The 24,733-nt window shown below is 35.3% G+C and carries 21 protein-coding genes, 1 pseudogene and 1 riboswitch; of the genes and pseudogenes, 16 read left to right on the forward strand and 6 right to left on the reverse strand.

What is annotated here, in order from left to right; translation table 11 throughout:
- Window positions 1-63 precede the first annotated feature (63 nt).
- Complete coding sequence (locus ACN6MX_RS04275; RefSeq protein ID WP_419961436.1) at window positions 64-795, reverse strand: thermonuclease family protein; 732 nt, start codon at window positions 793-795, stop codon at window positions 64-66.
- Between the two features lie 47 nt (window positions 796-842).
- On the opposite strand from ACN6MX_RS04275, the gene ACN6MX_RS04280 reads away from it, so the two are divergent.
- On the forward strand, window positions 843-1,685 hold the full coding sequence (locus ACN6MX_RS04280) for a DNA-3-methyladenine glycosylase family protein (RefSeq protein ID WP_419961437.1): 843 nt from the start codon (window positions 843-845) through the stop codon (window positions 1,683-1,685).
- Between the two features lie 57 nt (window positions 1,686-1,742).
- Here ACN6MX_RS04280 and ACN6MX_RS04285 read toward each other — a convergent pair whose 3' ends face one another.
- Window positions 1,743-1,886 (reverse strand): hypothetical protein, encoded by a 144-nt coding sequence (locus tag ACN6MX_RS04285; protein ID WP_211893437.1) that lies wholly within the window; start codon window positions 1,884-1,886, stop codon window positions 1,743-1,745.
- A gap of 280 nt (window positions 1,887-2,166) precedes the next feature.
- Between ACN6MX_RS04285 and ACN6MX_RS04290 the strand changes: the two genes are divergently transcribed.
- The 6 genes from ACN6MX_RS04290 to ACN6MX_RS04315 all read left to right on the forward strand — a co-directional run bounded on the left by ACN6MX_RS04290 (window position 2,167) and on the right by ACN6MX_RS04315 (window position 12,620).
- The gene (locus tag ACN6MX_RS04290; protein WP_419961438.1) at window positions 2,167-3,555 is read left to right on the forward strand and encodes an aldehyde dehydrogenase; all 1,389 of its coding nucleotides are present in this window, start codon (window positions 2,167-2,169) and stop codon (window positions 3,553-3,555) included.
- An 83-nt stretch (window positions 3,556-3,638) separates the two neighbouring features.
- Complete coding sequence (locus ACN6MX_RS04295; RefSeq protein WP_419961439.1) at window positions 3,639-4,688, forward strand: M42 family metallopeptidase; 1,050 nt, start codon at window positions 3,639-3,641, stop codon at window positions 4,686-4,688.
- A 273-nt stretch (window positions 4,689-4,961) separates the two neighbouring features.
- Complete coding sequence (locus tag ACN6MX_RS04300; RefSeq protein WP_419961440.1) at window positions 4,962-6,536, forward strand: peptide chain release factor 3; 1,575 nt, start codon at window positions 4,962-4,964, stop codon at window positions 6,534-6,536.
- Between the two features lie 451 nt (window positions 6,537-6,987).
- Window positions 6,988-10,062 (forward strand): efflux RND transporter permease subunit, encoded by a 3,075-nt coding sequence (locus ACN6MX_RS04305; protein ID WP_419961441.1) that lies wholly within the window; start codon window positions 6,988-6,990, stop codon window positions 10,060-10,062.
- Between the two features lie 171 nt (window positions 10,063-10,233).
- A riboswitch (yybP-ykoY riboswitch) is annotated at window positions 10,234-10,332 on the forward strand.
- A gap of 62 nt (window positions 10,333-10,394) precedes the next feature.
- The gene (locus tag ACN6MX_RS04310; RefSeq protein ID WP_419961442.1) at window positions 10,395-11,165 is read left to right on the forward strand and encodes a TerC family protein; all 771 of its coding nucleotides are present in this window, start codon (window positions 10,395-10,397) and stop codon (window positions 11,163-11,165) included.
- 102 nt (window positions 11,166-11,267) lie between these two features.
- Complete coding sequence (locus ACN6MX_RS04315; RefSeq protein ID WP_419961443.1) at window positions 11,268-12,620, forward strand: TrkH family potassium uptake protein; 1,353 nt, start codon at window positions 11,268-11,270, stop codon at window positions 12,618-12,620.
- Window positions 12,621-13,395: 775 nt separating this feature from the next.
- Here ACN6MX_RS04315 and ACN6MX_RS04320 read toward each other — a convergent pair.
- Window positions 13,396-15,144: a B12-binding domain-containing radical SAM protein gene (locus tag ACN6MX_RS04320; RefSeq protein ID WP_419961444.1), complete on the reverse strand. Its 1,749-nt coding sequence runs from the start codon at window positions 15,142-15,144 to the stop codon at window positions 13,396-13,398.
- A gap of 179 nt (window positions 15,145-15,323) precedes the next feature.
- Between ACN6MX_RS04320 and ACN6MX_RS04325 the strand changes: the two genes are divergently transcribed.
- Window positions 15,324-16,379, forward strand: a complete 1,056-nt coding sequence (locus ACN6MX_RS04325; protein ID WP_419961445.1) for an ATP-binding protein — start codon at window positions 15,324-15,326, stop codon at window positions 16,377-16,379.
- A gap of 76 nt (window positions 16,380-16,455) precedes the next feature.
- Entirely contained in the window at window positions 16,456-16,902 is a 447-nt protein-coding gene (locus ACN6MX_RS04330) for a MarR family winged helix-turn-helix transcriptional regulator (protein ID WP_419961446.1), read from the forward strand.
- Window positions 16,903-17,049: 147 nt separating this feature from the next.
- Here the strand turns inward: ACN6MX_RS04330 and ACN6MX_RS04335 are convergent, their stop codons facing one another.
- The 3 genes from ACN6MX_RS04335 to ACN6MX_RS04345 all read right to left on the reverse strand — a co-directional run bounded on the left by ACN6MX_RS04335 (window position 17,050) and on the right by ACN6MX_RS04345 (window position 18,589).
- Window positions 17,050-17,679 (reverse strand): hypothetical protein, encoded by a 630-nt coding sequence (locus tag ACN6MX_RS04335; RefSeq protein WP_419961447.1) that lies wholly within the window; start codon window positions 17,677-17,679, stop codon window positions 17,050-17,052.
- A gap of 48 nt (window positions 17,680-17,727) precedes the next feature.
- Window positions 17,728-18,339, reverse strand: coding sequence for a CPBP family intramembrane glutamic endopeptidase (locus tag ACN6MX_RS04340; protein ID WP_419961448.1), 612 nt, complete (start codon window positions 18,337-18,339; stop codon window positions 17,728-17,730).
- Window positions 18,340-18,400: 61 nt separating this feature from the next.
- Window positions 18,401-18,589, reverse strand: coding sequence for a YkvS family protein (locus tag ACN6MX_RS04345; RefSeq protein WP_090563100.1), 189 nt, complete (start codon window positions 18,587-18,589; stop codon window positions 18,401-18,403).
- Between the two features lie 132 nt (window positions 18,590-18,721).
- On the opposite strand from ACN6MX_RS04345, the gene ACN6MX_RS04350 reads away from it, so the two are divergent.
- From ACN6MX_RS04350 to ACN6MX_RS04380, 7 genes and pseudogenes are all read left to right on the forward strand, one after another.
- Window positions 18,722-18,913 carry an abortive phage infection protein gene (locus tag ACN6MX_RS04350; protein WP_419961449.1) on the forward strand — a complete coding sequence of 64 codons (192 nt, stop codon included), beginning with the start codon at window positions 18,722-18,724 and terminating at the stop codon, window positions 18,911-18,913.
- Between the two features lie 94 nt (window positions 18,914-19,007).
- Window positions 19,008-19,184: an aspartyl-phosphate phosphatase Spo0E family protein gene (locus ACN6MX_RS04355; protein WP_419961450.1), complete on the forward strand. Its 177-nt coding sequence runs from the start codon at window positions 19,008-19,010 to the stop codon at window positions 19,182-19,184.
- A gap of 17 nt (window positions 19,185-19,201) precedes the next feature.
- Window positions 19,202-20,140 carry an AAA family ATPase gene (locus ACN6MX_RS04360; RefSeq protein WP_419961451.1) on the forward strand — a complete coding sequence of 313 codons (939 nt, stop codon included), beginning with the start codon at window positions 19,202-19,204 and terminating at the stop codon, window positions 20,138-20,140.
- A complete protein-coding gene (locus ACN6MX_RS04365; protein ID WP_419961452.1) occupies window positions 20,137-21,306 on the forward strand; it encodes a DUF58 domain-containing protein in 1,170 nt (389 codons plus the stop codon). The genes ACN6MX_RS04360 and ACN6MX_RS04365 overlap by 4 nt, the downstream gene beginning before the upstream one ends.
- Complete coding sequence (locus ACN6MX_RS04370; RefSeq protein WP_419961453.1) at window positions 21,290-22,534, forward strand: hypothetical protein; 1,245 nt, start codon at window positions 21,290-21,292, stop codon at window positions 22,532-22,534. The genes ACN6MX_RS04365 and ACN6MX_RS04370 overlap by 17 nt, the downstream gene beginning before the upstream one ends.
- A 137-nt stretch (window positions 22,535-22,671) precedes the next feature.
- A pseudogene (locus ACN6MX_RS04375) lies at window positions 22,672-23,544 on the forward strand (NAD(P)-dependent oxidoreductase); the annotation flags it as partial.
- A 68-nt stretch (window positions 23,545-23,612) separates the two neighbouring features.
- Window positions 23,613-24,518: a chemotaxis protein gene (locus tag ACN6MX_RS04380; protein WP_419961454.1), complete on the forward strand. Its 906-nt coding sequence runs from the start codon at window positions 23,613-23,615 to the stop codon at window positions 24,516-24,518.
- Window positions 24,519-24,733: the final 215 nt, after the last annotated feature.

The following is a 24,733-nucleotide window of genomic DNA, read 5'->3' on the forward strand; positions in this document are numbered from 1 at the left end:
AATGATTTAGTAATGCTAGCCCTAAGCACTCAGGTAACTGTAATAAACAAGGTTTTTGCTTACTTACTCTCCAGACTTTTTAAACCCTGCTTTTATAGCTTCCTGCTCGGTACAGAACCATTCTTCGGGATTTGTTTGTTCATAATATTTCCCACTAGGTATATGGTAAATTTTCTTCCCTTGGCGATTAATATTGCCCTTGATGTTACATTTTCCGGATGTTTGTATTTCTTCTTTAACACTGTTGTCGGTAATAACCTTAGCATTGAATCCTCGATTAGTGACGTAATCTTCTGTCTCCCATACGCCAATATTTTTCTTTTCAGCTATTTCAGAAGCCTCCTCGAAATCGTCTAAATAACGAGTGTTTGGAGGAAAAATATAGGCAACACGTGCCAGCCCCTCTTCGAGTAAGGTTTCCTGAATGCTCTGACCATCCACATAAATATACGCAAGCATTCTGCCATAGTCGTCCAATCTATCTCCTACATCAAACTCAATTGTTACATCCCCACTATTTAATAATTCCTTATTACGTTGTTTCGCTTCTTCCCCAAATGGTTGCTTTCCTAATGTTTTATGGTTCATTTCCGGTGTGTCTATTAGCAAGTATCGAACTTTTTCTATGTTTCCATTATACTTAACTTTAATAGTATCACCGTCAGTCACTTCAACTACTTCAACTGGAACTTGTTCAGTATTACCACTTGTTTGAATAACACTGTTAGTGGAATTTTCTTCACAGCCATACAGTAAGCAAAAAACCAGACCTATACATACAAAAATAATTTTCATTTATATCACCCATTGTAGTTTAACATATAACCGAAAGGGGATAAATCATGACACAAACCGTAGAATTAGCATTTACCTATCGTATGCAGGATGTCTTAGGAAGACTAGCAATGGATCCGTTAAATTCTGTAGATCTCTCCAATCAAACAGTCAAGATTCCGGTAGATGAGACAATTATTACGGTTCAAAGTATCGGTACATTGCATGAACCGAAATTTACAATAACTGGGTTAGAAACAGAAGAACAATATGCACGAGTCTTGTCCATATTTCATTTTAATAGAAGTCTTATGCCTATTCATGAGCACTTTTTAGAGACTAATTTACATTCGTTGTTTTTGAAATTTGAGGGTATACCAATTATTACCGACTTTTCTTTGTATGGGAATATTATTAAAAGTATCATTCATCAGCAACTAAATCTGTCTTTCGCAAGAACATTAACAGAGCGATTTGTTCATACATTTAGTAAAAGTAAGGAGGGTGTATGGTTGTATCCATCTCCTGAGATTATTGCCGAGCTTGATGTTGAAACGTTACGCCAAATGCAGTTTAGTACGAGAAAGGCTGAGTATATAATAGGGATATCTAAAGCCGTAGTAGAAGGGGAGTTGAACTTGGACTCACTTGCAAATCAACCTTCTGATTTCATATTTTCGGAACTGATAAAGTACAGAGGAATTGGTCCTTGGACAGCGGAAAGCTTCTTGTTGTTTGGCTTAGGTAGAGAGAACTTATTCCCATTGGCAGATATAGGCCTTCAAAATTCGCTTAAATCTCTGTGGCAACTAGACAGAAAGCCTATGAAAAGTGAAATTACGCCTCACTTAGCCGCCTGGGCACCATATAATAGCTACGCTGCCTTATACCTTTGGAGGAATATAGAATGAAAAATCAGCTTTTCCTTTTATCTATGAAGGGAAAAGCTGATATCCTATATACATTATTCAATTAGTTGTCTCCATTTCACCTTGATCCTCTTTAAAATATAAAAATGATTCTTCCTCTATTTCATTCATACGTTCTTTATTAAGCCCTAATGCAAAAGCTCCAGTGAAAATGGGCTCCCACCAAGTTTCTGTTTCTGTCATATTTATTTCCTCCCTCTAATCATTTTTTTCTATACAAAGTCTATACCCTGCGAAGTTTCATCGATAAACCAATTGACTGAAAAATGGACCATTTAGCATAGGTATTCTAAAGTCTTATAGACTTATAGTTACAGTCAATAGTTCGAAAAGACTTCTTGAAAATAGTATTCCACGAAGGACACACTTCATGTATTCCGATATAAATGTTTGTTCTTTCTTCTAAAAGAAATAAATAGTATGATTCCCTTAAGATAAATGGAATAAAAAGGAGTGAATATGAATGAAATTTACAGAACAACAACTAAATCATATGTTAGAAGAGCATCAAGCATATTTTTATGCAGGATTGACTAGACCTGTAGCATTCCGAATAGAACAATTGGAAATACTAAAAACTAAGATTAAAAAGTATGAAAAAGAAGTGATAGAAGCATTATACAAAGATTTAAGAAAAAGTGAATTTGAAGCTTATGTTACGGAAATTGGGTTAGTTTATGACAATATTTCGTATATGATTAAAAATATTGAGCAGTGGATGGAACCAAAGTATGTAAAAACTCCAGTTGCTTTAATGCCGTCCAAAAGCTTTATCGTAAATGATCCTTACGGTACGGTTTTAATCATTGCGCCATTCAATTATCCATTCCAGCTTATTATGGAACCACTTATAGGAGCCATTGTTGGAGGGAATTGCGCCGTTATTAAACCGTCTGAAGCAACACCATTTACGTCTAAAATAGTAAAAAAGATTATTTCAGAAGCATATGACCCAAGATATATTCGTGTTGTGGAGGGAGAAAAAGAAGAAACCTCGCTGTTAATTCATGCACCTTTTGATTTTATTTTCTTTACGGGAAGCGTCCAAGTAGGCAAGATAGTGATGAAAGCAGCTGCAGAAAGATTGACTCCAATTGCCTTAGAGCTAGGTGGAAAAAGTCCAGCAATTGTCGACCATACCGCAAACTTAGCTGTTGCAGCTAAACGTATTGTGTGGGGGAAATTCGTAAATGCTGGACAAACATGTATAGCACCCGATTATGTATTAGTGGAGGAAAATATAAAGGATAAGTTTGTCGAGCAGCTGAAGAAAGCTATTGTTCAGTTTTATGGTAAGAATTCACAACAAAGTCCTGATCTTGGAAGAATAGTGAATGACAATCATTTTGACCGGCTTATGAGGATTTTAGAAGCGGAGAGAAATCACATTATTTTTGGTGGTAAAACAGATCGAGATGATTTATTTATCGAGCCAACGCTGTTAAATGGAGTAGATTTTACTAGTCCGTCTATGGAAGATGAATTGTTTGGACCACTATTACCTATAATTGGTTACAAAGATTTACGGAGTGCGATTCATCGCGTTCGTCAATTACCAAAACCATTGGCTGCTTATATGTTTAGCGAACACGAAAAAGCGCAAAGCTACTTTCTTCAAGAACTACCGTTTGGAGGAGGTTGTATAAACGATACAATCACACATGCCGGTAGTCCCCATTTGCCATTTGGTGGAGTAGGAAACTCAGGAGTTCAATCTTATCACGGTGAAGCCAGTTTTACATTATTTACACATCAAAAATCCATCGTGAAGAAAAATACTACCTTACCAATTAACATAGTTTTTCCTCCATACAAAAATAAAGTCAAGTTAGTGAGAGGGTTGCTAAAGTAATTATAATAGTAGACTATTTAGGAGTATCTGAATATATAGGATTTTGATAAGATAATAGTAAGGATTAAAAGGAGGATAATTTAATGACATATACTTTTCATGCAAAAGAAACGGTTTCATTATTAAAACAATTGGTAGAAATTCCAAGTCCATCTGGTTTTACAAAAGAGATTATGGACTTTATGGAAAATATTTTAAAACAACTACAAGTGGATTATATCCGAACAAATAAAGGTGCGTTAATCGCTACTATCAAAGGAGCAGATGAAACAAAGCATCGACTATTAACTGCTCATACAGATACATTAGGTGCGATGGTAAAAGAAGTGAAGGGCAGTGGAAGATTAAAACTTACGATGGTAGGTGGCTTTAATTGGAATGCAGTGGAAGGTGAGTATTGTACGATTCACACTGCAGATGGTAAAAAAATTCGAGGTACTATTTTAATGCATCAAACTACTGTGCATGTATACAAAAACGCTAGTGGTTTACCTCGTGATGAACAAAATATCGAAGTTCGTATAGATGAAAAAGTATTAACTGCAGAAGATACGCGCAAGTTAGGTGTAGAGGTGGGGGATTTTGTTTCATTTGATCCTCGATTTGAAGAAACTGAAACTGGTTTTATCAAATCCCGTCATCTTGATGATAAAGCGAGTACAGCGTTACTACTTCAATTAATAAAAATAATTCAAGATACAAAGGTGACTTTACCACATACTACACATTTCTATATTTCTAATAATGAGGAGATTGGATATGGGGGTAATTCCAACGTACCTGCTGAAACAGTAGAATATTTGGCTGTTGATATGGGTGCTATTGGAGACGGACAATCGTCGGATGAGTATACAGTGTCCATATGCGCCAAAGATTCTTCTGGTCCATATCATTATGAATTAACTCGTCAATTAGTAGAGTTGGCTAAAAAAGAAAATATTGACTATAAACTAGATATTTATCCTTACTATGGTTCAGATGCTTCGGCAGCTATTCGTGCTGGATATGATGTGAAGCACGCTCTTTTGGGACCAGGTATTGAAGCATCTCACGCCTATGAACGTACACATATTGATTCGTTAGAAAATACAGCTAAACTTTTGTATAGCTACGTATTTGCAAAAATGTCTTAAGAATCGGGTAAAACCGATTCTTTTTAATCTAGCTCCAGCGCCTAGCCCCTCGAGCCGTTTTTAGAATATCGGTGGCCAACACGATGTGGGTCATGCAGTCGTTGCGAAAAGATGTAGCGAACTTAGACTGTATTCCCATTGGCAAAGGACGCCTTTTCCATCATTCTTCCAATGATTTTCGGGATTGAAATAGGCGCTTGTGCTTTTTTTTACTTGTTTTTTGCTCCCTAAATCCATATGATTAGTAAGTGAATAAGAAGGAGATATAACAGAATGGATATAAAATTACAAGATGAAATATTGAAGCGAAGAACTTTTGCAATTATTTCCCATCCGGATGCTGGTAAAACAACTATTACGGAAAAGCTTTTATACTTTGGTGGAGCTATTCGTGATGCAGGTACAGTTAAAGGAAAAAAATCTGGGAAATTTGCAACATCTGACTGGATGGAAATTGAAAAGCAACGTGGAATTTCAGTAACATCATCCGTTATGCAATTTGACTATAATAATTGTCGTATAAATATATTGGATACTCCTGGACATCAGGATTTTAGTGAGGATACGTATCGTACACTGATGGCAGTTGATAGTGCAGTCATGATTGTAGATGCTGCAAAAGGTATTGAAGCACAAACGTTAAAACTGTTTAAAGTTTGTCGTATGAGAGGAATTCCAATCTTTACTTTTATAAACAAACTTGACCGTCAAGGGAAAGAACCACTTGAACTAATGGAAGAGTTAGAAGAGGTTCTTGGTATTCAATCTTATGCAATGAACTGGCCAATTGGTATGGGTAAAGAGTTTTTAGGTATCTATGATCGTTTTAATGGACGAATAGAACAATTCCGTACAGAAGAATCGGAGAGATTTCTTCCTTTAGACGAAGAAGGAGGGCTTGCGGTAGATCATTCGATGAAAGAGACTTCCTACTACACTCAAGCATTGGAAGATATTATGCTGCTAAATGAAGCAGGGAATGATTTCGATGAAGAAAAAGTATTGTCCGGCGATTTAACTCCAGTATTCTTCGGTAGTGCATTAACTAATTTTGGGGTCCAAACATTCTTAGAAACGTATTTACAGTTTGCACCTACTCCTCAGCCACGTATGACTGAACATGAAGAAAAAGTAAATCCGTTAAATGAAGATTTCTCTGGTTTTATCTTTAAGATTCAAGCAAATATGAATCCAGCTCACCGTGACCGTATTGCTTTTGTTCGCATCGTTTCGGGTAGGTTTGATAGAGGTATGACGGTTACTTTGGCTCGTACAGGAAAAACGTTTAAAGTGACGCAGTCAACTCAGTTCTTAGCCGATGATCGTGAAACAGTTGAAACGGCGGTTGCAGGGGATATTATAGGACTTTACGATGTAGGGAATTATCAAATCGGAGACACAGTTGTCGGAGGAAAGAAAGCTTTTACTTATGAAAAACTTCCCCAATTTACACCTGAGCTTTTTGTTAAAGTAACAGCTAAAAACGTACTGAAGTCGAAGCATTTCCATAAAGGAATTCAACAATTAGTACAAGAAGGAGCAATTCAGTACTATAAAACACTTCACACAGAAGAAATTATTCTGGGTGCTGTTGGACAGCTTCAATTTGAAGTATTCGAGCATCGTATGAAAAATGAATATAATGTAGAGGTTCGAATGGAACCAATCGGATCTAAAGTTGCTCGTTGGATCGAAAATGAAGAAGAAGTGAAGGAATCTATGACAGGTCCACGTTCTATGCTTGTAAGAGACCGTTATGACAATTATGTATTCTTATTTGAAAATGAGTTCGCCACTCGTTGGTTCCAAGATAAATACGAGCATATTAAGCTTTATAATTTACTTTAATATCCAAGAGGTTACCTTTTAAGGTGACCTCTTTCTAATTATGAAGTAGATGCTATTGTAGTGAAAATAGTTTAATAGTGGATTATTCTAAACGGATGTGCGCTGCAGCACGATACGCATGAGTGTATGCGGCGACTCCGGAGGAACAAGCGAGAAAGTCGAGACCCCACCGGGAGTATCTATTTGAAAGAAGACTAAAAATGCCTCATTGAATGTCGACAATTTATAACCAGTACCATATAGTCCCGAGAAGACTCGGCCACGCCAGTGGAAAGCATCCGCATGAAACGTAAATCCTAGCATTACTTAACCATTGTTGATGTAGAATTACTCCATGAATACTTTTTATGATCTAACCTTACAAATCAGCTTATAAATTTTATAAAAATTTGAACTCTGCTTCTGTAGAGCATATGATAGAAAGAGCAAATAAGAAGGTGGTCCCCCGAAAATGAAAATTAGTGACTTCTCCATAAAAAGACCCGTATTTACAACAGTTATTATGTTCTTAATCATTATACTGGGTGGGGTTTCATTTTTTAAAATTCCTGTTACCTTAATACCGGATTTAAATCCTCCGATTGCAGTCGTTGTCACAAACTATCAAGGGGCAAGCCCTATTGAGGTAGATGAAAAAATTACGAAGCCTTTGGAATCTTCCTTAAGCACTCTGCCGGGTATAGAGTCCGTTAATAGTACATCGCAAGAAGGAGCTAATTTCATCTTATTAGAATTCGATTGGTCTACGGATATGGATGCTATTCAGCTTGATGTTATGCAGCGTATTGATATTACCCCTCTTCCGGAAGGAGCGGATAAACCGAGATTTTTAAAGTTTGATCCTGCTCAATTCCCAGTAATACAGCTATCGCTTGATACGAAGAATTCAAAAGCCGATATTCAGCAAATAGCGAAGCAATTAGAGAAAGAATTGTTAAGAACAGAAGGAGTCGCAAGTGTTAATATGTCCGGTTCATTGATTGAAGAAGTGCAAATCTTACTGGACCAAGAAAAATTAAAAAGCAAAGGACTTACACAAACAGATATTGTACAAGTCATTCAAGCGAATAATATTTCACTTCCAGGTAATCCCATTGAAACAGATGAGGATAAATCTTTGACTACTAGAATTATTAGCACTTTAACATCTATTGAAGATATAAAAAAATTAGTAGTGACCATTAACCCATTGGATGGAAAGACTGTCACAATTGCAGATATTGCGAATGTTAGTTTAACGAAGCAAGAACAATTTTCCGAAACTAGAGCAAATGATAAGCCAGCTGTTTTGTTATCTGTTTTCCAAGAATCTAGTGCCAATACAGCGAATGTTTCTACAGCTTTTCAAGAAGCATTAGATAAGCAGTTGGAAAAAGAAGCGTATCAGGATGTAAACGCAAATATACTTTTTGATCAGGGAGACTATGTAAAAGTTGCCATTAATAATATAGGAACTACCCTAATTACGGGTGGGTTATTGGCAATGATTATTTTATTTATTTTCTTAAAAGGCATTAGAAGCCCGATTATTGTTGGTGTCGCAATCCCCTATTCCGTGATTGTAACGTTTGTTCTTATGTATTTTGCTGGATTTTCACTAAATATTATGACGCTAGGTGCACTCGCACTTGGTATTGGGATGCTTGTGGATAACTCCATCGTTGTTATTGAGAATATCGAGCGACATTTAGGATTAGGAAAGACACCTAAAGAAGCAGCAAGTATTGGAACGAAGGAGGTAGCAGGTGCTATTACTGCCTCTACTTTGACTACTATAGCTGTTTTTATACCTGTTCTGTTTCTGTCTGGCTTAATAGGCCAGATATTTACCGAATTTGCTCTTACGATTTCTTTTAGTTTGTTTGCGTCATTAGTAGTAGCTATAACTGTTATTCCGATGATGGCAAGTAAATTATTGAAAAAGCCGAGAGGAAACTTGGAAGCTAAGAGAAGAAGATCCAAAGCGTATAATAATTTTGAGCGATCGATTAAGTGGACATTAGGTCATCGTGGAATGATTTTAATAATTACTGTTATTCTTTTAATTGTTTCCGGAATCGGATTGTTCCGCGTTGGAACAGAGTTTTTACCTGCTACGGACGAAGGATTTGTCACTATTGCGGTAGATTTGGAAAAAGGCTCCTCGTTTACAGCCACAGATACAGTGGTCAATAAAGTGGAAGATATCCTACAAAAAGAAAAGGATATAGAAGTTTATGTAAGTTTTGTAGGTGGCAGTCAAGAAGGGCAGTCCAGAGGAAGCGCAAACTCCAATACAGCTGAAATTTCAGTGAAATTAAAAGCGCTAGGGGATAGAAATCGTTCTGTTTTTACTTTTGTAGATGAAGTGCAGCCAAAAGTAGTAAAAGCTGTAGGTGATGATGCAGAAATTAATTTCAATGTGCAGACTGCTTCTGGTTCTTCACCAAATATTGTGTCATTTACTGTGTCATCCAATGATAAAACCGTATTAGACGCAGCAGTGGGTAACTTACAACAGGATTTAGAAAGCTTAGATGGAGTTGCAAAAGTTACAAATGACTTAAGCACAAAGATGGAAGAGGTTCAGATTAATGTCATTCGAGAGAAGGCAACGGAATATGGAATTGCTCCCGCCCAAATTGCGCAGACCGTAAATAATATGACAAGAGGGGTATTAACTTCTCAAATTATAGATGAAAACGATAAAGTATTGGGTGTTTATGTGAAATATGATGAAATGTACCGTAGTAATTTGGAACAATTAAAGCAATTACAATTACGTGCTCCATCAGGTCAGTATATTGCGCTACAAGACGTTGCAAATGTAGAAATAGCAAAAGGCCCCGTAGCAATTCGAAGTGTTGACCAAGCTAGTGCAGTATCATTTTCAGTAAAATATGAGTCCATATATTCGCTAGGTGAAATGTCAGATTTAGTTGATGAGATTATACGGGATCAGAAATTTTCAGAGGATATTACAGTAACTTTTGGTGGTGATCGAGAATTATTGGATAACTCCAAGAATGATTTGATATTGGCAGTATTACTGGCAGTTGTATTAGTATTTATTGTGATGGCAGCACAGTTTGAATCATATAAATATCCCTTTGTCATTATGTTTACCGTTCCCCTTGTAGTTATAGGTATATTCATTGGATTATTCACCGCGAATTTACCAATCAGTATTTCTGCCATCATTGGAATTTTAATATTGGTTGGAATTGTAGTAAATAATGGTATCGTCCTAGTCGATTATATTAATCAGCGTAAAACGGATGGGATGACTTCCTACGATGCAATTATTACATCTGTTCGCGATCGTGTTCGCCCTATATTGATGACTGCGTTGACGACCATATTAGGACTTGTGCCTTTAGCTTTAGGTATAGGAGAAGGTACCGAAATCAATCAACCCATGGCTATAACGGTTATTGGTGGATTAATAAGTTCCACTTTTCTCACTCTATACGTAGTTCCAATAATCTACAGTTTGTTTGATAAAGAAACTAGGGAAAAAACACCAACAAACTATTCCGGTAATTAAAAAAAGAGTCTTCGAATGAAGACTCTTTTACCAAATCCATTCCTACAAAATGATTCTATTTTTATAATGCCTATAACGGTGATCCTGCGTTTCGTGTTCCGATAAATTAGTTATTAGTTTACAAAAGCTTTGAATATGTTATAATTAATAACATAATTAAATAGACTCTTGACTAACGTCAAAGGGGAGTAGCTATAGGGAAACCTATTTCATAGTCGTCATTACGTGGCTTATGCCACCGGTTATGATAGCAATATTATTATTTTTGCTTAGCAAGACCTTTGCCTTTTTAAAAGGCAGGGGTCTTTTTATATGCAAAAAGGAGGATTTTGATGGACGCTTCAATATTATTAGAGTATGGATGGGTATTACTTGTATTAGTTGGTTTAGAAGGTTTACTTGCGGCTGACAATGCAGTAGTAATGGCAGTAATGGTAAAACATTTACCAAAAGATCAACAGAAAAAAGCGTTATTTTATGGATTATTAGGTGCGTTTGTATTTAGATTTTTAGCGTTATTTATGATTACGTTCTTAGTTAACATATGGCAAGTACAAGCAATAGGAGCAGCATACTTGTTATTCATATCGATTAAACATATTTATGATCAACGAAAAACACCAGGTCCACACTTGGATGTAGAGGACATGGCACCTAAAAAAGGTTCTGGCTTCTGGATGACTGTATTAAAAGTAGAACTTGCAGATATAGCTTTTGCGATTGACTCTATGTTAGCTGCAGTTGCAATAGCGGTAACATTACCATATTGGGGAGCATTTGAAATTGGTGGTATTAATGGTGGACAGTTTGCAGTAATGTTCTTAGGTGGAGTTATCGGTCTAGTAATTATGCGATTTGCAGCACATAAATTTGTACAGATTTTAGAGAAATACCCTACACTTGAAACAGCAGCCTTTTTAATAGTAGGTTGGGTAGGGGTTAAGCTTGCCGTAATGACATTATCTCACCCAGGTGTTGGCGTTTTAGATGAGCATTTCCCTCATTCAACTCCATGGACAATAGTTTTCTGGACTATCTTACTAGGTATCGCAATCGGTGGTTACCTATTAGGTGTAGCAAAAGAGAAAAAAACAGAGAAATAATTATAGAAAAAGCGTAAAAAGATAGTTTTAACTATCTTTTTACGCTTATTTTTTTTACAATGAGATAATGATTACACGGAATACCGAAGGGGAATAAAATGAATGAAGCAGCCACAACTGAAAAAAAAGTTAAAATTTATACCAGCCCAAGTAATTGTCACTTATTACTTCATTGCAATTGCAATTTCCGTTGTCCTTCTTCGTTTGCCCGGCGTACATAAACCGGGGGTAGAAGTAGCGTTCATCGATAGTTTGTTTACTGCTGTAAGTGCTGTTTCTGTTACTGGTTTAACTGCAGTTAGTATTTCGGAAACTTACAGTGTATTCGGCTATTTCATGCTAATTCTTATTCTGCAACTTGGTGGAATTGGCATTATGTCATTAGGGACATTTATTTGGTTGATCGCAGGGAAGAAGATTGGACTACGCGAAAGACAGTTAATAATGGTCGATCATAACCAATCCAATTTATCAGGAGTTGTTCATCTGATTAGAGAGATTGTTAAAATTCTACTGCTTATTCAAATTATTGGTGCGATACTATTAACTTTATATTTTACGCAGTATTTTGATACGCTAAAGCAAGCTGCAATACATGGCATATTTACATCAGTATCAGCCACAACCAATGCGGGATTTGATATTACCGGGCAATCATTATTTGCATATCATAATGATTATTTTGTGCAGACGATAACAAGTATATTGATCGTTTTTGGAGCAATAGGTTTTCCGGTATTAATTGAAGTAAAGGAATTTTTATCGAACAAAAACAAAAACTTTCGCTTTTCTTTATTTACAAAGTTAACGACCATTACATATGGAGTGCTTCTGGTGTTTGGCACTGTTATGATTTTTTTATTAGAACTTTTTCATTCGTTTAAGGGTATGCCATGGCATGAGAAGTTTTTTACCGCGTTTTTCCATTCTGTATCTACACGCTCGGCAGGTTTAACAACTATGGATGTCACGTTATTTAGTGAGGGTACCAATTTTTTAATGAGTGTTCTAATGTTTATCGGAGCTTCTCCAAGTTCTGTCGGGGGTGGGATTCGTACTACAACTTTTGCTATTGCAATTCTTTTTCTAATACATTTTTCACAAGGAAAAGACAATATTCAAATATTTAATCGAGAAATTCACTTAATAGATGTCTATCGTTCTTATGCTGTCATTATTCTTGCTTTAGTTATGGTTTTCACGGCAACGCTGTTACTTTCCGTTACTGAGCCTGATGTACCAATTTCTTCTTTAATATTTGAAATTACATCTGCTTTTGGAACATGTGGTATGACTCTCGGAGTTACAGAAGATTTGTCGAATATAGGTAAAATAATAATTATGATTCTGATGTTTATAGGGCGAGTAGGTTTAATTTCCTTCTTGTTTACATTAGGAGGAAAGCACAACAAAACAAAATTTCATTATCCAAAAGAGCGTGTGATCATTGGATAATATTAAAAGCCGAGCAATGGACTTATTGCTCGGCTTTTTTTAAAGGAAAGTATATAAAAATGGATCGTGAACACTGGATTCGTGGAACTTTAATGAAGGAATAGTACAGCTGATTTCCGTTTCAGGTGGACGCTTTCCGCGGCGAGGCCGAGCCTCCTCGGATCAGTAAAATGCTGGTTACGAATTGTCGACACATGATGTGGAGTTCCTGATCTTCGTCCCTAATGAACGCTGCCTGCGGGGTCTCGACTTTCTCGCTTATCCCGCTGGAGTCGCCACCTGTAACGAAAATCAATCAGTGTGTAATACTCCATTAGAAGATTTAGCATAGCTTATCGCTTAGATGATAAGATTGATCAAATTTTAGAGAGTGATTAAATTATTTGTAATCACTTTTGCATTAGAAATGTTATTACCCATTGCTAGAGGTAGAAAGCAGATTTTCTTTTCTACTAGTGGAAATAATGAGAAGTAGAAAGTGTTTCCCCATAAAGAAGCGAAATAGCGATCGAAATTGTATCTTCGAGAGCTCACTCTATCGATTAGAAAGTATCTATCTCTAGTTATCCAAAAACGCACTAACCTGCTTCTAAGCGTTGTAGGAGGGCGACGGACAGATAAGCGCCATAAGTATTACCGAAAAAAGATGCTGGTAATAATATAGCGACAAGTCTGTCCAAGGCACTCCAGAAACACTAGAAACAGGTTTTGACTTAAAGCACCACGCATTGTTTTGCCTGGCTTTTCTTAATCTATAGTTATTATATCAACTAACTTAGGATGCTGTTATTTCATTAACAAAAGATAAATGAGGTGTTTCTGTTTTGCCAAATGTAGTTAACAAATAACCTTCTTTTTCTACAATATTTCCTTGCATAAATGCATCTACATCAATGAAAATAGGTGTGATAAATGTTTGTTTATACAATTCTCGCTCATTTAACTGTAAAGTAGTAAATGATTCTCCAGCTAGACTTGGATTCTCTACTAATAATTTGTACATTTTAGATTGTACTTCCTTACTAAGATCATTATTCCACCATGGCTTGCGAGGCTGGAACTTTTGATTGGATAAATAATCTAATTTCATTACACTTCGAATAGTAGGCATTGAAATATTATCAAGACCTTCTAAGAACGTATAAAGTCTAGTATATAAATCCTCTAATTGGTGGCCAATTCTTGACCAGTTGCGCTCTTCCCAGAATGTGCCGAACTGTTGGAAAAAGTCGAAAGGCGTTTCAAATACATATTCAAATAAATATTCGAGTGTATGATCCATACGATGTGCATTCCAATATTTCTCTAAAACATCTTCTACTTGCTTAATTCGTAAAATATCATCAAAGTTCAATACATTATTAGAGAATATTTCGTATGGGGCTTGATCTACATATACGTAGCCATATTTTTTAGCTTCAACGCGTAGACCAGTTCCACGAAGTAATTTTAAAAATCCTAACTGCAGTTCCTCTGGACGCATCTCAAATACCTCATTAAATGTATTTCTAAAAGAAGAATAATCTTCTTCTGGAAGACCGGCGATTAAATCTAAATGTTGATCAATCTTTCCACCACTCTTAACCATCGTTACAGTACGTTTAAGTTTTTCGAAGTTTTGGCGACGTTGAACAAGCTCATTTGTTAAATCGTTTGTAGATTGAACACCTATTTCAAAACGGAATAGCCCAGCTGGAGCGTTATCGTTTAAGAATTGAATAACCTCGGGACGCATAATATCTGCTGTGATTTCAAATTGAAAAACTACTCCAGGTTGATGCTCATCTATTAGAAATTGAAACATTTCCATTGCATAACTTCGGCTAATGTTGAATGTTCTATCCACAAATTTAATAATTTTCGCGCCATTTTTCATCAAGAAACGAATATCTTCTTTTACTTTATCTCTATTAAAATAACGTACACCAACTTCTATAGAGGATAAGCAAAATTGACAAGAAAATGGGCAACCTCTACTTGTTTCCACATAAACGATACGTTTCGATAAATCGGGGATATCTTCTTCAAAACGGTAGGGGGATGAGGATAATCTTAAATCGAGTTTTGGTGGTAGCGGATTAAGTATAAATTTGTCATCTTGTACATAAGCTAAACCAGGAACAGCTTTTATCGTTAGTTTATTAGACAGAAAATCTAGTAAATCTTTAAACGATTGTTCCCCTTCACCAACTACCACGTAATCGATTTCTTTTACTTGTCGTAACCAAATATTTGTATCATAGGAGACTTCAGGCCCTCCTAAAACGACAACAACTGATGGGTCGACAGTTTTTAACATTTTAATAACTTTTATCGTTTCTTCAATGTTCCAAATGTAACAGCTAAAACCAACAACATTTGGCTTCTTTTGATAAAGATCGGCAACAATATTAAACGTTGGATCTTTTATTGTGTACTCTACTATTAAGGGGTGATACTCAGGTTCTGCATAGGCTTTTAAACAACGTAGTGCTAAATTAGTGTGTATAAACTTCGCATTCAATGTGGTCAATATTATATTCATTTTTCATAAACTCCTTCTTTAATAATTCTATTGTATCAGGCAATAATCTTATGGACAATATAGGCCATAAGAATCATGTAATTATATCTGGTATTGTGAAATAATCAGAATAAACAAATAAGTTTCTGTTGTCCATATTTAATATTTGATGGTAATATTCGGAAAGGCTGGTGTATTTCTTGTTAACAAAATACGAATATAAGGAAAAGTTTGATCATATATTTCAGCTTTTTTCAAGTGGACTTATATTTATTAATGACAAAGGAATAATATTAGATGTGAATTCCCATGCCGAAAAAATTCTTCATATAAACAAAAACGACTTTATTGGCATGAATGCGCAAAATCTGTATAATTTGTTCAATGAGAATCTTGAAGCTAAAGAGAGTTTTTTAGAGAAACTTCTCAATGAAGGTTATTTGGAGACTCATGTTGAATTCCAAACTTTTGTAGGTAAATATAAATATGTGCACGTAGTCATTTCAAAACAAAACGACACTGGTTTATATCTGGTTGAAGTAACGGATGAATCAGAAAAAATCTATATGAAAAAAAGACTCGATCAGTCGGAATCACTTCGTACATTAGGACAGCTGGCAGCAGGTATAGCCCATGAAATTCGAAATCCTATGACATCTTTGAAAGGGTTTACACAACTATTAGCTCAAAACGCAACAGATGATGCGAAGAGATACTTAACTGTTATAAATGACGAAATAAATAAGATGGAAGAAATCCTCACTCAGTTTTTAGAACTCTCTAAACCAAGCAAATCCAAGTTTATTGTCATAAATGTAGAAGATACAATTTTAGAAGTTGTAAATTTTATGTCTCCTCAAGCATTATTAAAATCAATTAATCTTAATGTTACTAGTCGAATAGCCAAAGAGTGTCAAGTTTTTGGAGATAGTCAATTATTGAAGCAGGTATTTATAAATGCCATTAAAAATGGGATAGAAGCAATGCCGAACGGTGGAAATATCCATATTACTATTTCCAAAAAGCCCGGAAACTTTGTTAGTATTTCCGTGAGTGATCAAGGACATGGAATTGAAGATGAACATATTAATAATATTTTTCAACCATTTTTTACTACTAAGCCAACAGGGACAGGTCTTGGATTATCCCATGTCTACAAGGTTATAGAAGAACATGGAGGAAATATAGAGATTAAGAGTTTAGTTGGGGAAGGTACTACTTTCGACTTTATCCTTCCATGCCAAAATAGTTTATGAAGCTTTTTTGACAATACAATCCATGGACCTATATAATAGTGGGTAATGTATTTTATATAGGTGAGGGTGACGTAATATGACAGCTGAACAAACAAACAGTGCATTAAAACTATTTATAGTATTGTCACGTGCACATAAAGTAATTCATGAATGCACCAATCAATTTTTCCAGGAAAATGGTTTAAATCCAACGGAATTTGCTGTGTTAGAGCTTTTATATCATAAAGGTAAACAACCACTGCAGCAAATTGGTAATAAGATTTTATTGGCAAGTGGGTCTATCACATATGTTGTGGATAAATTAGAGGGACGAGGTTATGTTAAAAGAGTGTCGAGTCCAACTGATAGACGTGTGACCTATGCTGAAATTTCTGAAGAAGGTACGAAGTTTATGGATGAGTTATTTCCACGCCATGAGGAACAATTGATCAAGCTCATGGATGCATTGCCGGAAGAAGAAAAATTGGAAGTAATCGAACTCATAAAAAAATTAGGTTTATCTATTAAAAATTTATCTTATTAATAATAGGAACTTCGAGCCTTGCACTGGGATCGAAGTTTTTATTTACTCTTATAGCATAGAAGTCCTTAAGCATGAGTAAAATGTAATTTGAACATTTAAAGAGCGTTAGAAAGCGAATATCTCACTTTTTTAACGCTCTTATACCTCTTATTTTGCTTTAATTGTTTCTGCCATCTGTACAAATGTTTCGAGGGCAGGAGACTCAGTTGTATCAAATACTGTTAGTTTCACAATTAGCCCTTCTCGTTCAAATGCATAGCCTGAAACCTTACCTTCAGGTGTATCAATTTGATGAGCTGAAGTATTTTCTATAGCTTCATTTATCGGAATAAGATTTTCATCTTTAATTTCAGTAACTTCTGCAGACTGATTGGATGCTTGTAAAGTAGTAATTAAGTTTTCTTGAATTTCTTCGATTGTTCCTTCATCTGCTGAGAAAGTTTCGATACGCATTGACTGTAAATCGTTGTTTTGATTGAACAATAAGTCTTTATTAGGTTCCTCACCAGTTAGCTCATAGCCTTCTACAACAGTAATAGAATAGTTTTGACTATCACTTTCCGTAAGTGTCCCTACCACTACTTGTTCAGTAGAAGGAGTGGATTGTGCTGTTTCAGTTTCAATATTCTCCGTTTCTTCCGGAGAAGTTGTTTGTTCTGTACTTTCACTTTCTGTATCTTGGGTTTTATCAGGATCCTCAGTTGTTGTGCTTGTACCACAAGCTGCAAGAAGAACTGTAAGTACTAGAATTGAAAGCAATGTATAAATTTTTTTCATCCGTTTTCAGCTCCTTTTTTATATTGACGAAAAGATTTTTCATATGTTTCAAGGGAAAGGTAATATTAAAAACAATAGAACTAGCAATGTTATGTGAGCAAGAACAATGGCAGTGATACTACGTTTCCATTCATATAGTATACCAAAGATAATCCCTACGAAAAATCCGCCTAAAATACCTATCCAAAAACCAGTGAATATGAACGACAATCCAAATAGTAGGGAACTCAAGATTACGGCAAACTTAGGTTGCATATATTTTTTCAATTGTTGTTGGATTAATCCTCTCCAAAAAACCTCTTCCCCAGGAGCAATGATGAATATAAGCAATAGATAATGCCAAATAGCTGTTGGTCCATAATGGTTTAAAAACTTTTGTATACTGTTGGTAAAATAGGATGGTCCCATGTCTAATAAGAGATAGGCTCCTAGCATACCCGCATACGAAAGAACCCCGAACATAATCCCAAGTAAAATTAGGCGGATGGAATTGTTGTCTTCTTCCATTTTGGAAAAATAGAAAAAAGCTGCCATAAGGAAAAATATAGAGAAAGTATAAAAGTACCAAAAAACTTTTTCATTTGAAAAAGTAATCCAGGACAGACAATAAGCAAGAATTAATGATAGTACAAGTTGATATATTGGTGATTGACGGAACATAATACACATCCTTCTCGTATTTAAAAAACCGTCCATCTTTTTGAGAGGAACGGCATGACGTTTAATCTTCATTACTATATAATATTTTATAACGCTTATGGTTGATAACTGTTTTCTCTTCTGTCTCCAGTTCGTTAAAGTTTTCCATATACGTTAAGTTAACGATCACCGAATTTTCATTGACTTTCTCTACAATGCCTTGAAGACCATCTTTGAATTCAATAATATTCCCAACTTCAGCTATTTTCATAGAGTGTCCCATCCCCTTAAGAACATAATATAATACAGTTTGCCTTAAAATAAAGAGTACGTAAAGTATTTTCACTAAATTTCTTAAAAAAATCTTTAAAATATAAGTAATAAGTGAAAGGATTGATAACATATGCAAGAATCATATGAAGAAAAACTTAATATGCTTCAAAATAGGGATATTAAAGAGTTAGTCATAGAAAAAAATGAATTTATAGCTTTTAGATCAATATTAGTTCTACGAGAAGATTTTAAACATTTTTCTGGTAATGCAAAACAAGGGGGACAAGTAATATATACATATTTAGATACACCTAGAAGTTGAGGATGTCAATATTTGTCGGAAATCTATTGGTTTAGTCCCGTTCTTCGAAAGGTATACTGAAAAGAATATAGATTGGTAAAAGGAGCGATTCAGTATGTCAGAGACAAGATTAACAAGATTAGAGGCTACTAGAGAGAAAATGATTAGATCCGCCTTAGAAAAAGGGGTTCTAAACAATGACACGATTAAATTAAGTGAAGAGTTAGATCAATTATTAAATGACTTTCAAATTATAGATATAGATGAGGAACAGACTAAAAAAGAGGGATAAAAAGGGGAGCGAGTAAAATGAGTAGTATTTCATTATTACAACAGGAATTGAATAGAGCCATTGTTGGAAGGGAAAAAGAAATTAACTTTATGCTAATGGGGTTATTAGTACAAGGCCATGTATTATTAGAAAGTGTTCCTGGATCCGGAAAAACAATGATGGCTAAGGCGTTTGCGGAAGCGATTCACGGTGAATTCAAACGTTTACAATTTACACCGGATGTATTACCTTCAGATGTTACGGGTATCAGTTATTTTCATCCACAACAACAAGAATTCGTTCTTCGAGTAGGACCAGTGATGAGTAATATATTACTTGCAGATGAGATCAATCGCGCAACACCACGAACTCAGTCTAGTTTGTTGGAGGCAATGGAAGAAAAACAGGTTTCTATAGACGGGGAAACAATTCCTCTTTTAAAGCCTTTCATGGTTATTGCTACACAAAACCCAGTTGAATCGCAACAGGGAACTTTTCCTTTACCAGCGGCACAATTAGACCGTTTTTTATTTAAATTGACGATAGATTATCCATCTCAAGAAGAAGAAAAAAGTATTCTGCAGCAATTTGGTCACACACCAGGAAAAGTTAATATCGACAAAATCGTCTCATTGGATCAGATTGAAAAGTGGACAGATCAAGTAAAAGAAGTAACCGTTCATGAGGATATCATGACGTATATCATTCAAATCGTGCATTATACAAGAAATCATCCATACATAGAACTAGGGCTTAGTAGCCGGGCTTCTTTGGCGATTTTACAAGCTGCGAAGGCATATGCTTTTGTGAATAATAGGACCTTCGTGACACCGGATGATGTGAAAAAGGTTTTGGAGCCAGTATGTCTTCATCGGATGAAGTTATCATCTCAAGGAATGCTTATTCATAATTTAGCAGAGATTTTGAAAGCAATAGTAGAAGAGGTGGAAGCACCTGTTGAGGCTAATGTACGATGAATTGGAATCGTCATGGTTCCGGTATGAGAAATACTAAAATGTATTTAGATCTCCTTGTTTTCGCTTTTATTATTTGTTTTCTTTTTAAACAGTTTATTTTCGTTGCGGTTATTTCATTTTTATTGTTGATCGGGCTAATTCAAATAATTTATTATCGCAAAGTTGGGAAGAAGTTTGAATTTGTGAATGATAAAAAAAGAATACGATTAATGAAGGATACTTCTTCCGATTTTATATTGACTTTTCAAAACAAAGGACTGCCAATTTGGAACGCAGTGTTAACTATATCTTTTCAAACGAATATAGAGCCAGAGGGAATATCTAATACAACAATAGGTGACTTTCACGAAGTTAAAATTCCTTTTTCGATTGGCTATAAAAAAAGTGTCTCATTAAATGTTCCTATTAAAGGGGTGAGCAGAGGACTTGCAAAGATTAAGCAACTCCATGTCCAAATACCCCATCCTTTAACAGATGGATCCATACTACTGGAATTTAAGCCATATATACTTAAAGATGCGATTGTTTTTCCAAATATATACAATATCGAAGGAGATTTTGCACCATCAAAATTGAAGCAAGGTGATTTGGCGTTAAATTCCTCATTGTTTGACGATCCTTTCTTTCCTGTAGGTACAAGGGAATATGAGCCTGGTGATCAGTTTAACCATATACATTGGAAGGCAAGTGCGAAAACCCAGCAGTTACAGACAAAGGTTTTTACACATGTGGCGAATGTGTCGGTCTTATTTGTCGTCAATGTAGGTGAAAAGTATAGTGTGCTTTCTGATTTTGAAGATAAATTAGAATGGCTTGCTTCCTATATTGATGCTTGCTACAAGGAAGATATCCCATTTTCATTTGCGTTAAATGTTCGAGCATCTGGAAAAGTTCCTTTTGTATATCTCCCATTAGGTAGTGGAGATTCACATCGCATACAGGCAATGGAGTTACTTTCGATACTCTCGATTGCTAATAGTATTATTCCTTTTGATAAATTACTAACATACTTGGATTTGCATGAGGAGTTACCAGTTGCAACATTTGTGATGACGCATCATTTAGAGACTTATACACCGTTACTACATCGATGGGAACAGAGAACGAATGTATTATATAAGTCACCTGCAGAGATAGGGGGCATATCTCATGGATATAATGATTAACCAAGTAAAAGTTCAGGCACAGTCAATAGGGAAATACATACAAGATGTATGGATCGTTGCGCTGCTTTTGGTAATTTTTCAAAATGACACAACCATCGTATTACCCTTTTTATGGATCATCCTTCAGATTATTATTGCTATCTGCATGCAAATAATAATGAATAGAACTGGTCCAAATCCAATTATTCCATTTGTTGTTCCTACTGGTGTTCTACTAATATTATTTTGGTTTAATAGTCCTATCTGGTTATTTTTAATAGGTACTGGTATTTCTATATGGCGTATTCAAGTAAGGTTTAATAAAATTCAGGATGACCAAACAGTTGAAAGTAGCTATAATTTGAATTTCTTTTTACTATTTTTAGCCGTTCATTTTATTTGTTTTTTACTTGGGATAGAGAACTATATCTTTCCATTATATAGCGTAGTCATTTCAGGAGTCGTGTTGCCTATCGCTATGAGATTGTATGCTGTTTGGATAAGCACGAATAAACAAAACTCAGCTTCTATATCTCAGGTAGTAGGCGGATTTTTCTTAGGATTGCTATCTTTAGTGGGTTTATCCGCTGTACTTTATTTTACGATTCCAGTTATAAGAAAAGGACTAGGTGTTATATTTGGAAAGGCTATGAGTATTGCTGTCATTCCATTTATCCCTTTATTAGAATACTTAGACAAGCTAGTAAGTCGGTTAGAAATTATAGTACCGGAAGAAAGTGAACGTATTCAGCCAGGAGAGCAAACGGAATTGAAGCCAAATGAAATAGTTTCGGAAAGTCTTGGTAACGGTTTTCCGTTTGAAATAATCTTCTTTGTTTTAGCAGTTATTATAATTGTATTATTTATCCGATATTTATTGAAAAATAAACCAGATACGATATCGGCAGAGCCTAGTGTTATTCACTATATTAATAAAGATGTAGAAGAGGATAGGAAAGAGAAACAGATAAATGGTCAGCAATCACTTTATAAAGTGGATACATCTCTATTAAGAGAAAAGTATAAAGAATTTGAAGTAGAGGCTTCCTTGTATGATTTTGAACGAACTAAAAGTGAAACAGTACGTGAATGGTTCTTACGGATGGAATGGACAGTGATGGATGAATTCTTCCAAGTTTATGAGGAAGTAAGATATGGAAAGTTAACTATTTCTTCAGAAAAGGCTGAACTTTTTCTATCAAACCTCGAAAAAATAAAAACAAAATATTTTTTTGAAAAAGATGTTTAAAAATGTCTGAGCGGGGCATAATAATAAAGAACACAGCAACATTCTCATTTCCCCCTTTTTAAGGATCATCCAAAAGTTATATGGATGGTCCTCTTTTTTTGGTACACTAAATGTATTAAAAATATAAACGGAGGTTAACTATGCTAAAACAATTGAAGATTGGATTTATCGGTATAGGTGTGATGGGGAAAAGTTTGGTGAAGCATCTATTAAATGCTAATCATGAAGTAATAATTTATACTAGAACGAAAGAAAAGGCAGCTGACCTTGTAAAAGAAGGAGCAAAAATGGCTTCATCGCCTAGCGAAGTAGCACAACAGGTAGAAGTTTTATTTACAATGGTCGGTTATCCACATGATGTGGAAGAAGTGTTTTTCGGAGATAATGGTATTTTCCAAATAGACAATACAAATTTAACGATTATTGATATGACAACATCTACACCAACATTAGCAAAGAAAATTGATGAAAAAGCGAAAGAAAAAGGGATGCTATCATTAGATGCTCCTGTTTCTGGGGGAGATATTGGTGCTCAGCTTGGAAAACTTTCTATTATGTGCGGTGGAGAAGAGGCAACATTTGACAAAGTTCTTCCGATATTAAATCTATTTGGAGAAACAATTTTATACCAAGGGACTGCTGGTGCAGGTCAGCATACTAAAATGTGTAATCAAATCACTATTGCTACAGGCATGATTGGTGTTTGTGAGGCTTTAGCTTATGGAAGAAAGTCTGGCTTGGATTTAGATCAGGTTTTGCGTTCCATTTCAACGGGAGCAGCGGGTTCATGGTCACTTAGCAATTTGGCTCCGCGAATGATAGTGGGAAATTATGAGCCAGGTTTTTATATAAAGCATTTTGTTAAAGACATGAAGATTGCTCTGGAAGAGGCAGACAAGATGGGTCTTACGTTACCTGGTTTAACACTTGCAAAATCATTGTATGAGGACTTAATGAATGAAGGTTACGCAGAAAATGGTACACAAGCCTTGATTAATAGCTACTTATAATATAGTGATTATTTACTAGTACATGTTATAATAGCTGTAATACATATTATGAAGGCAGGCGATTCACCATGAACGACCACAAAGGAATATTACTTGAAAGTGGCACAAACGAATTAGAAATTGTGGAATTCCAAGTTGGACAAAATAAGTTTGGTATAAATGTGATCAAGGTTAAAGAAATAATTCAACCTATTGGAATTACGTTTATCCCACATGCACATCCACATGTGGAGGGAATTGTTCAACTTCGCGGAGAGGTTTTACCTGTAGTGAGCATGAATAGAGTTTTAGGTATTCCTATCCAAAATAAAAGTGATCAAGAAAAGTTTATCGTAGCAGAGTTTAACAAACAACGGGTCGTTTTCCATGTGGATAATGTTACTCAAATTCATCGTATCTCATGGGATCAAATTGAAAAACCATCAGATATTTATCAAGGCAGCTCATCACATGTTATTGGGGTTATTAAAAGACAGGAAGAAATGATTCTACTAGTAGATTTCGAGAAAATTATTGTCGATATTAATCCAGAATCAGGTATTAATGTGGAGTCCGTTAAGAAGCTAGGGAAACGTGAGCGTTCAGATAAAAAAATTGTAATAGCAGAGGATTCACCCTTACTTCGTAAACTGTTACATGACACTTTGACCGAAGCTGGTTACGCAAACTTAGAGTTTTTTGAGAACGGGTTAGATGCTATTAACTATTTAGAACAACTAACAAAAGTCACAAGTGACATTTCAGAACATGTGCAAATTGTTGTAACAGATATTGAAATGCCACAAATGGATGGCCATGCATTAACTAAAAAGATAAAAGAGCATAACAATTTATCGAAGTTACCTGTGCTTATATTCTCTAGTTTAATTACGGATGATCTTCGCCATAAAGGAGATCAAGTTGGAGCAGAAGATCAAATTAGTAAACCTGAAATAGCAGAACTAGTTTTAAAAATCGACAAGTTTATATTATAAGCGGGGCTATTATGAAATTTTAAAATGGAATAATAGTTGTAAGCAAACACTAATTTGTACCATTATCTTAGCATATATATGGAGGGTCGCGACTAGCATCGTGCCCTCCTTTTTTCGGTAGTCTTGTGTCTTCATTGATAGGCAATCATAAGTCACCCCGTTTTTGACAAAAGTATAGAATCTTTTTATGCAAAAACTAAGTGTATCTTGATAGA

It is taken from the genome of Psychrobacillus sp. BM2 (assembly GCF_048572895.1).
Classification (GTDB): Bacteria; Bacillota; Bacilli; order Bacillales_A; family Planococcaceae; genus Psychrobacillus.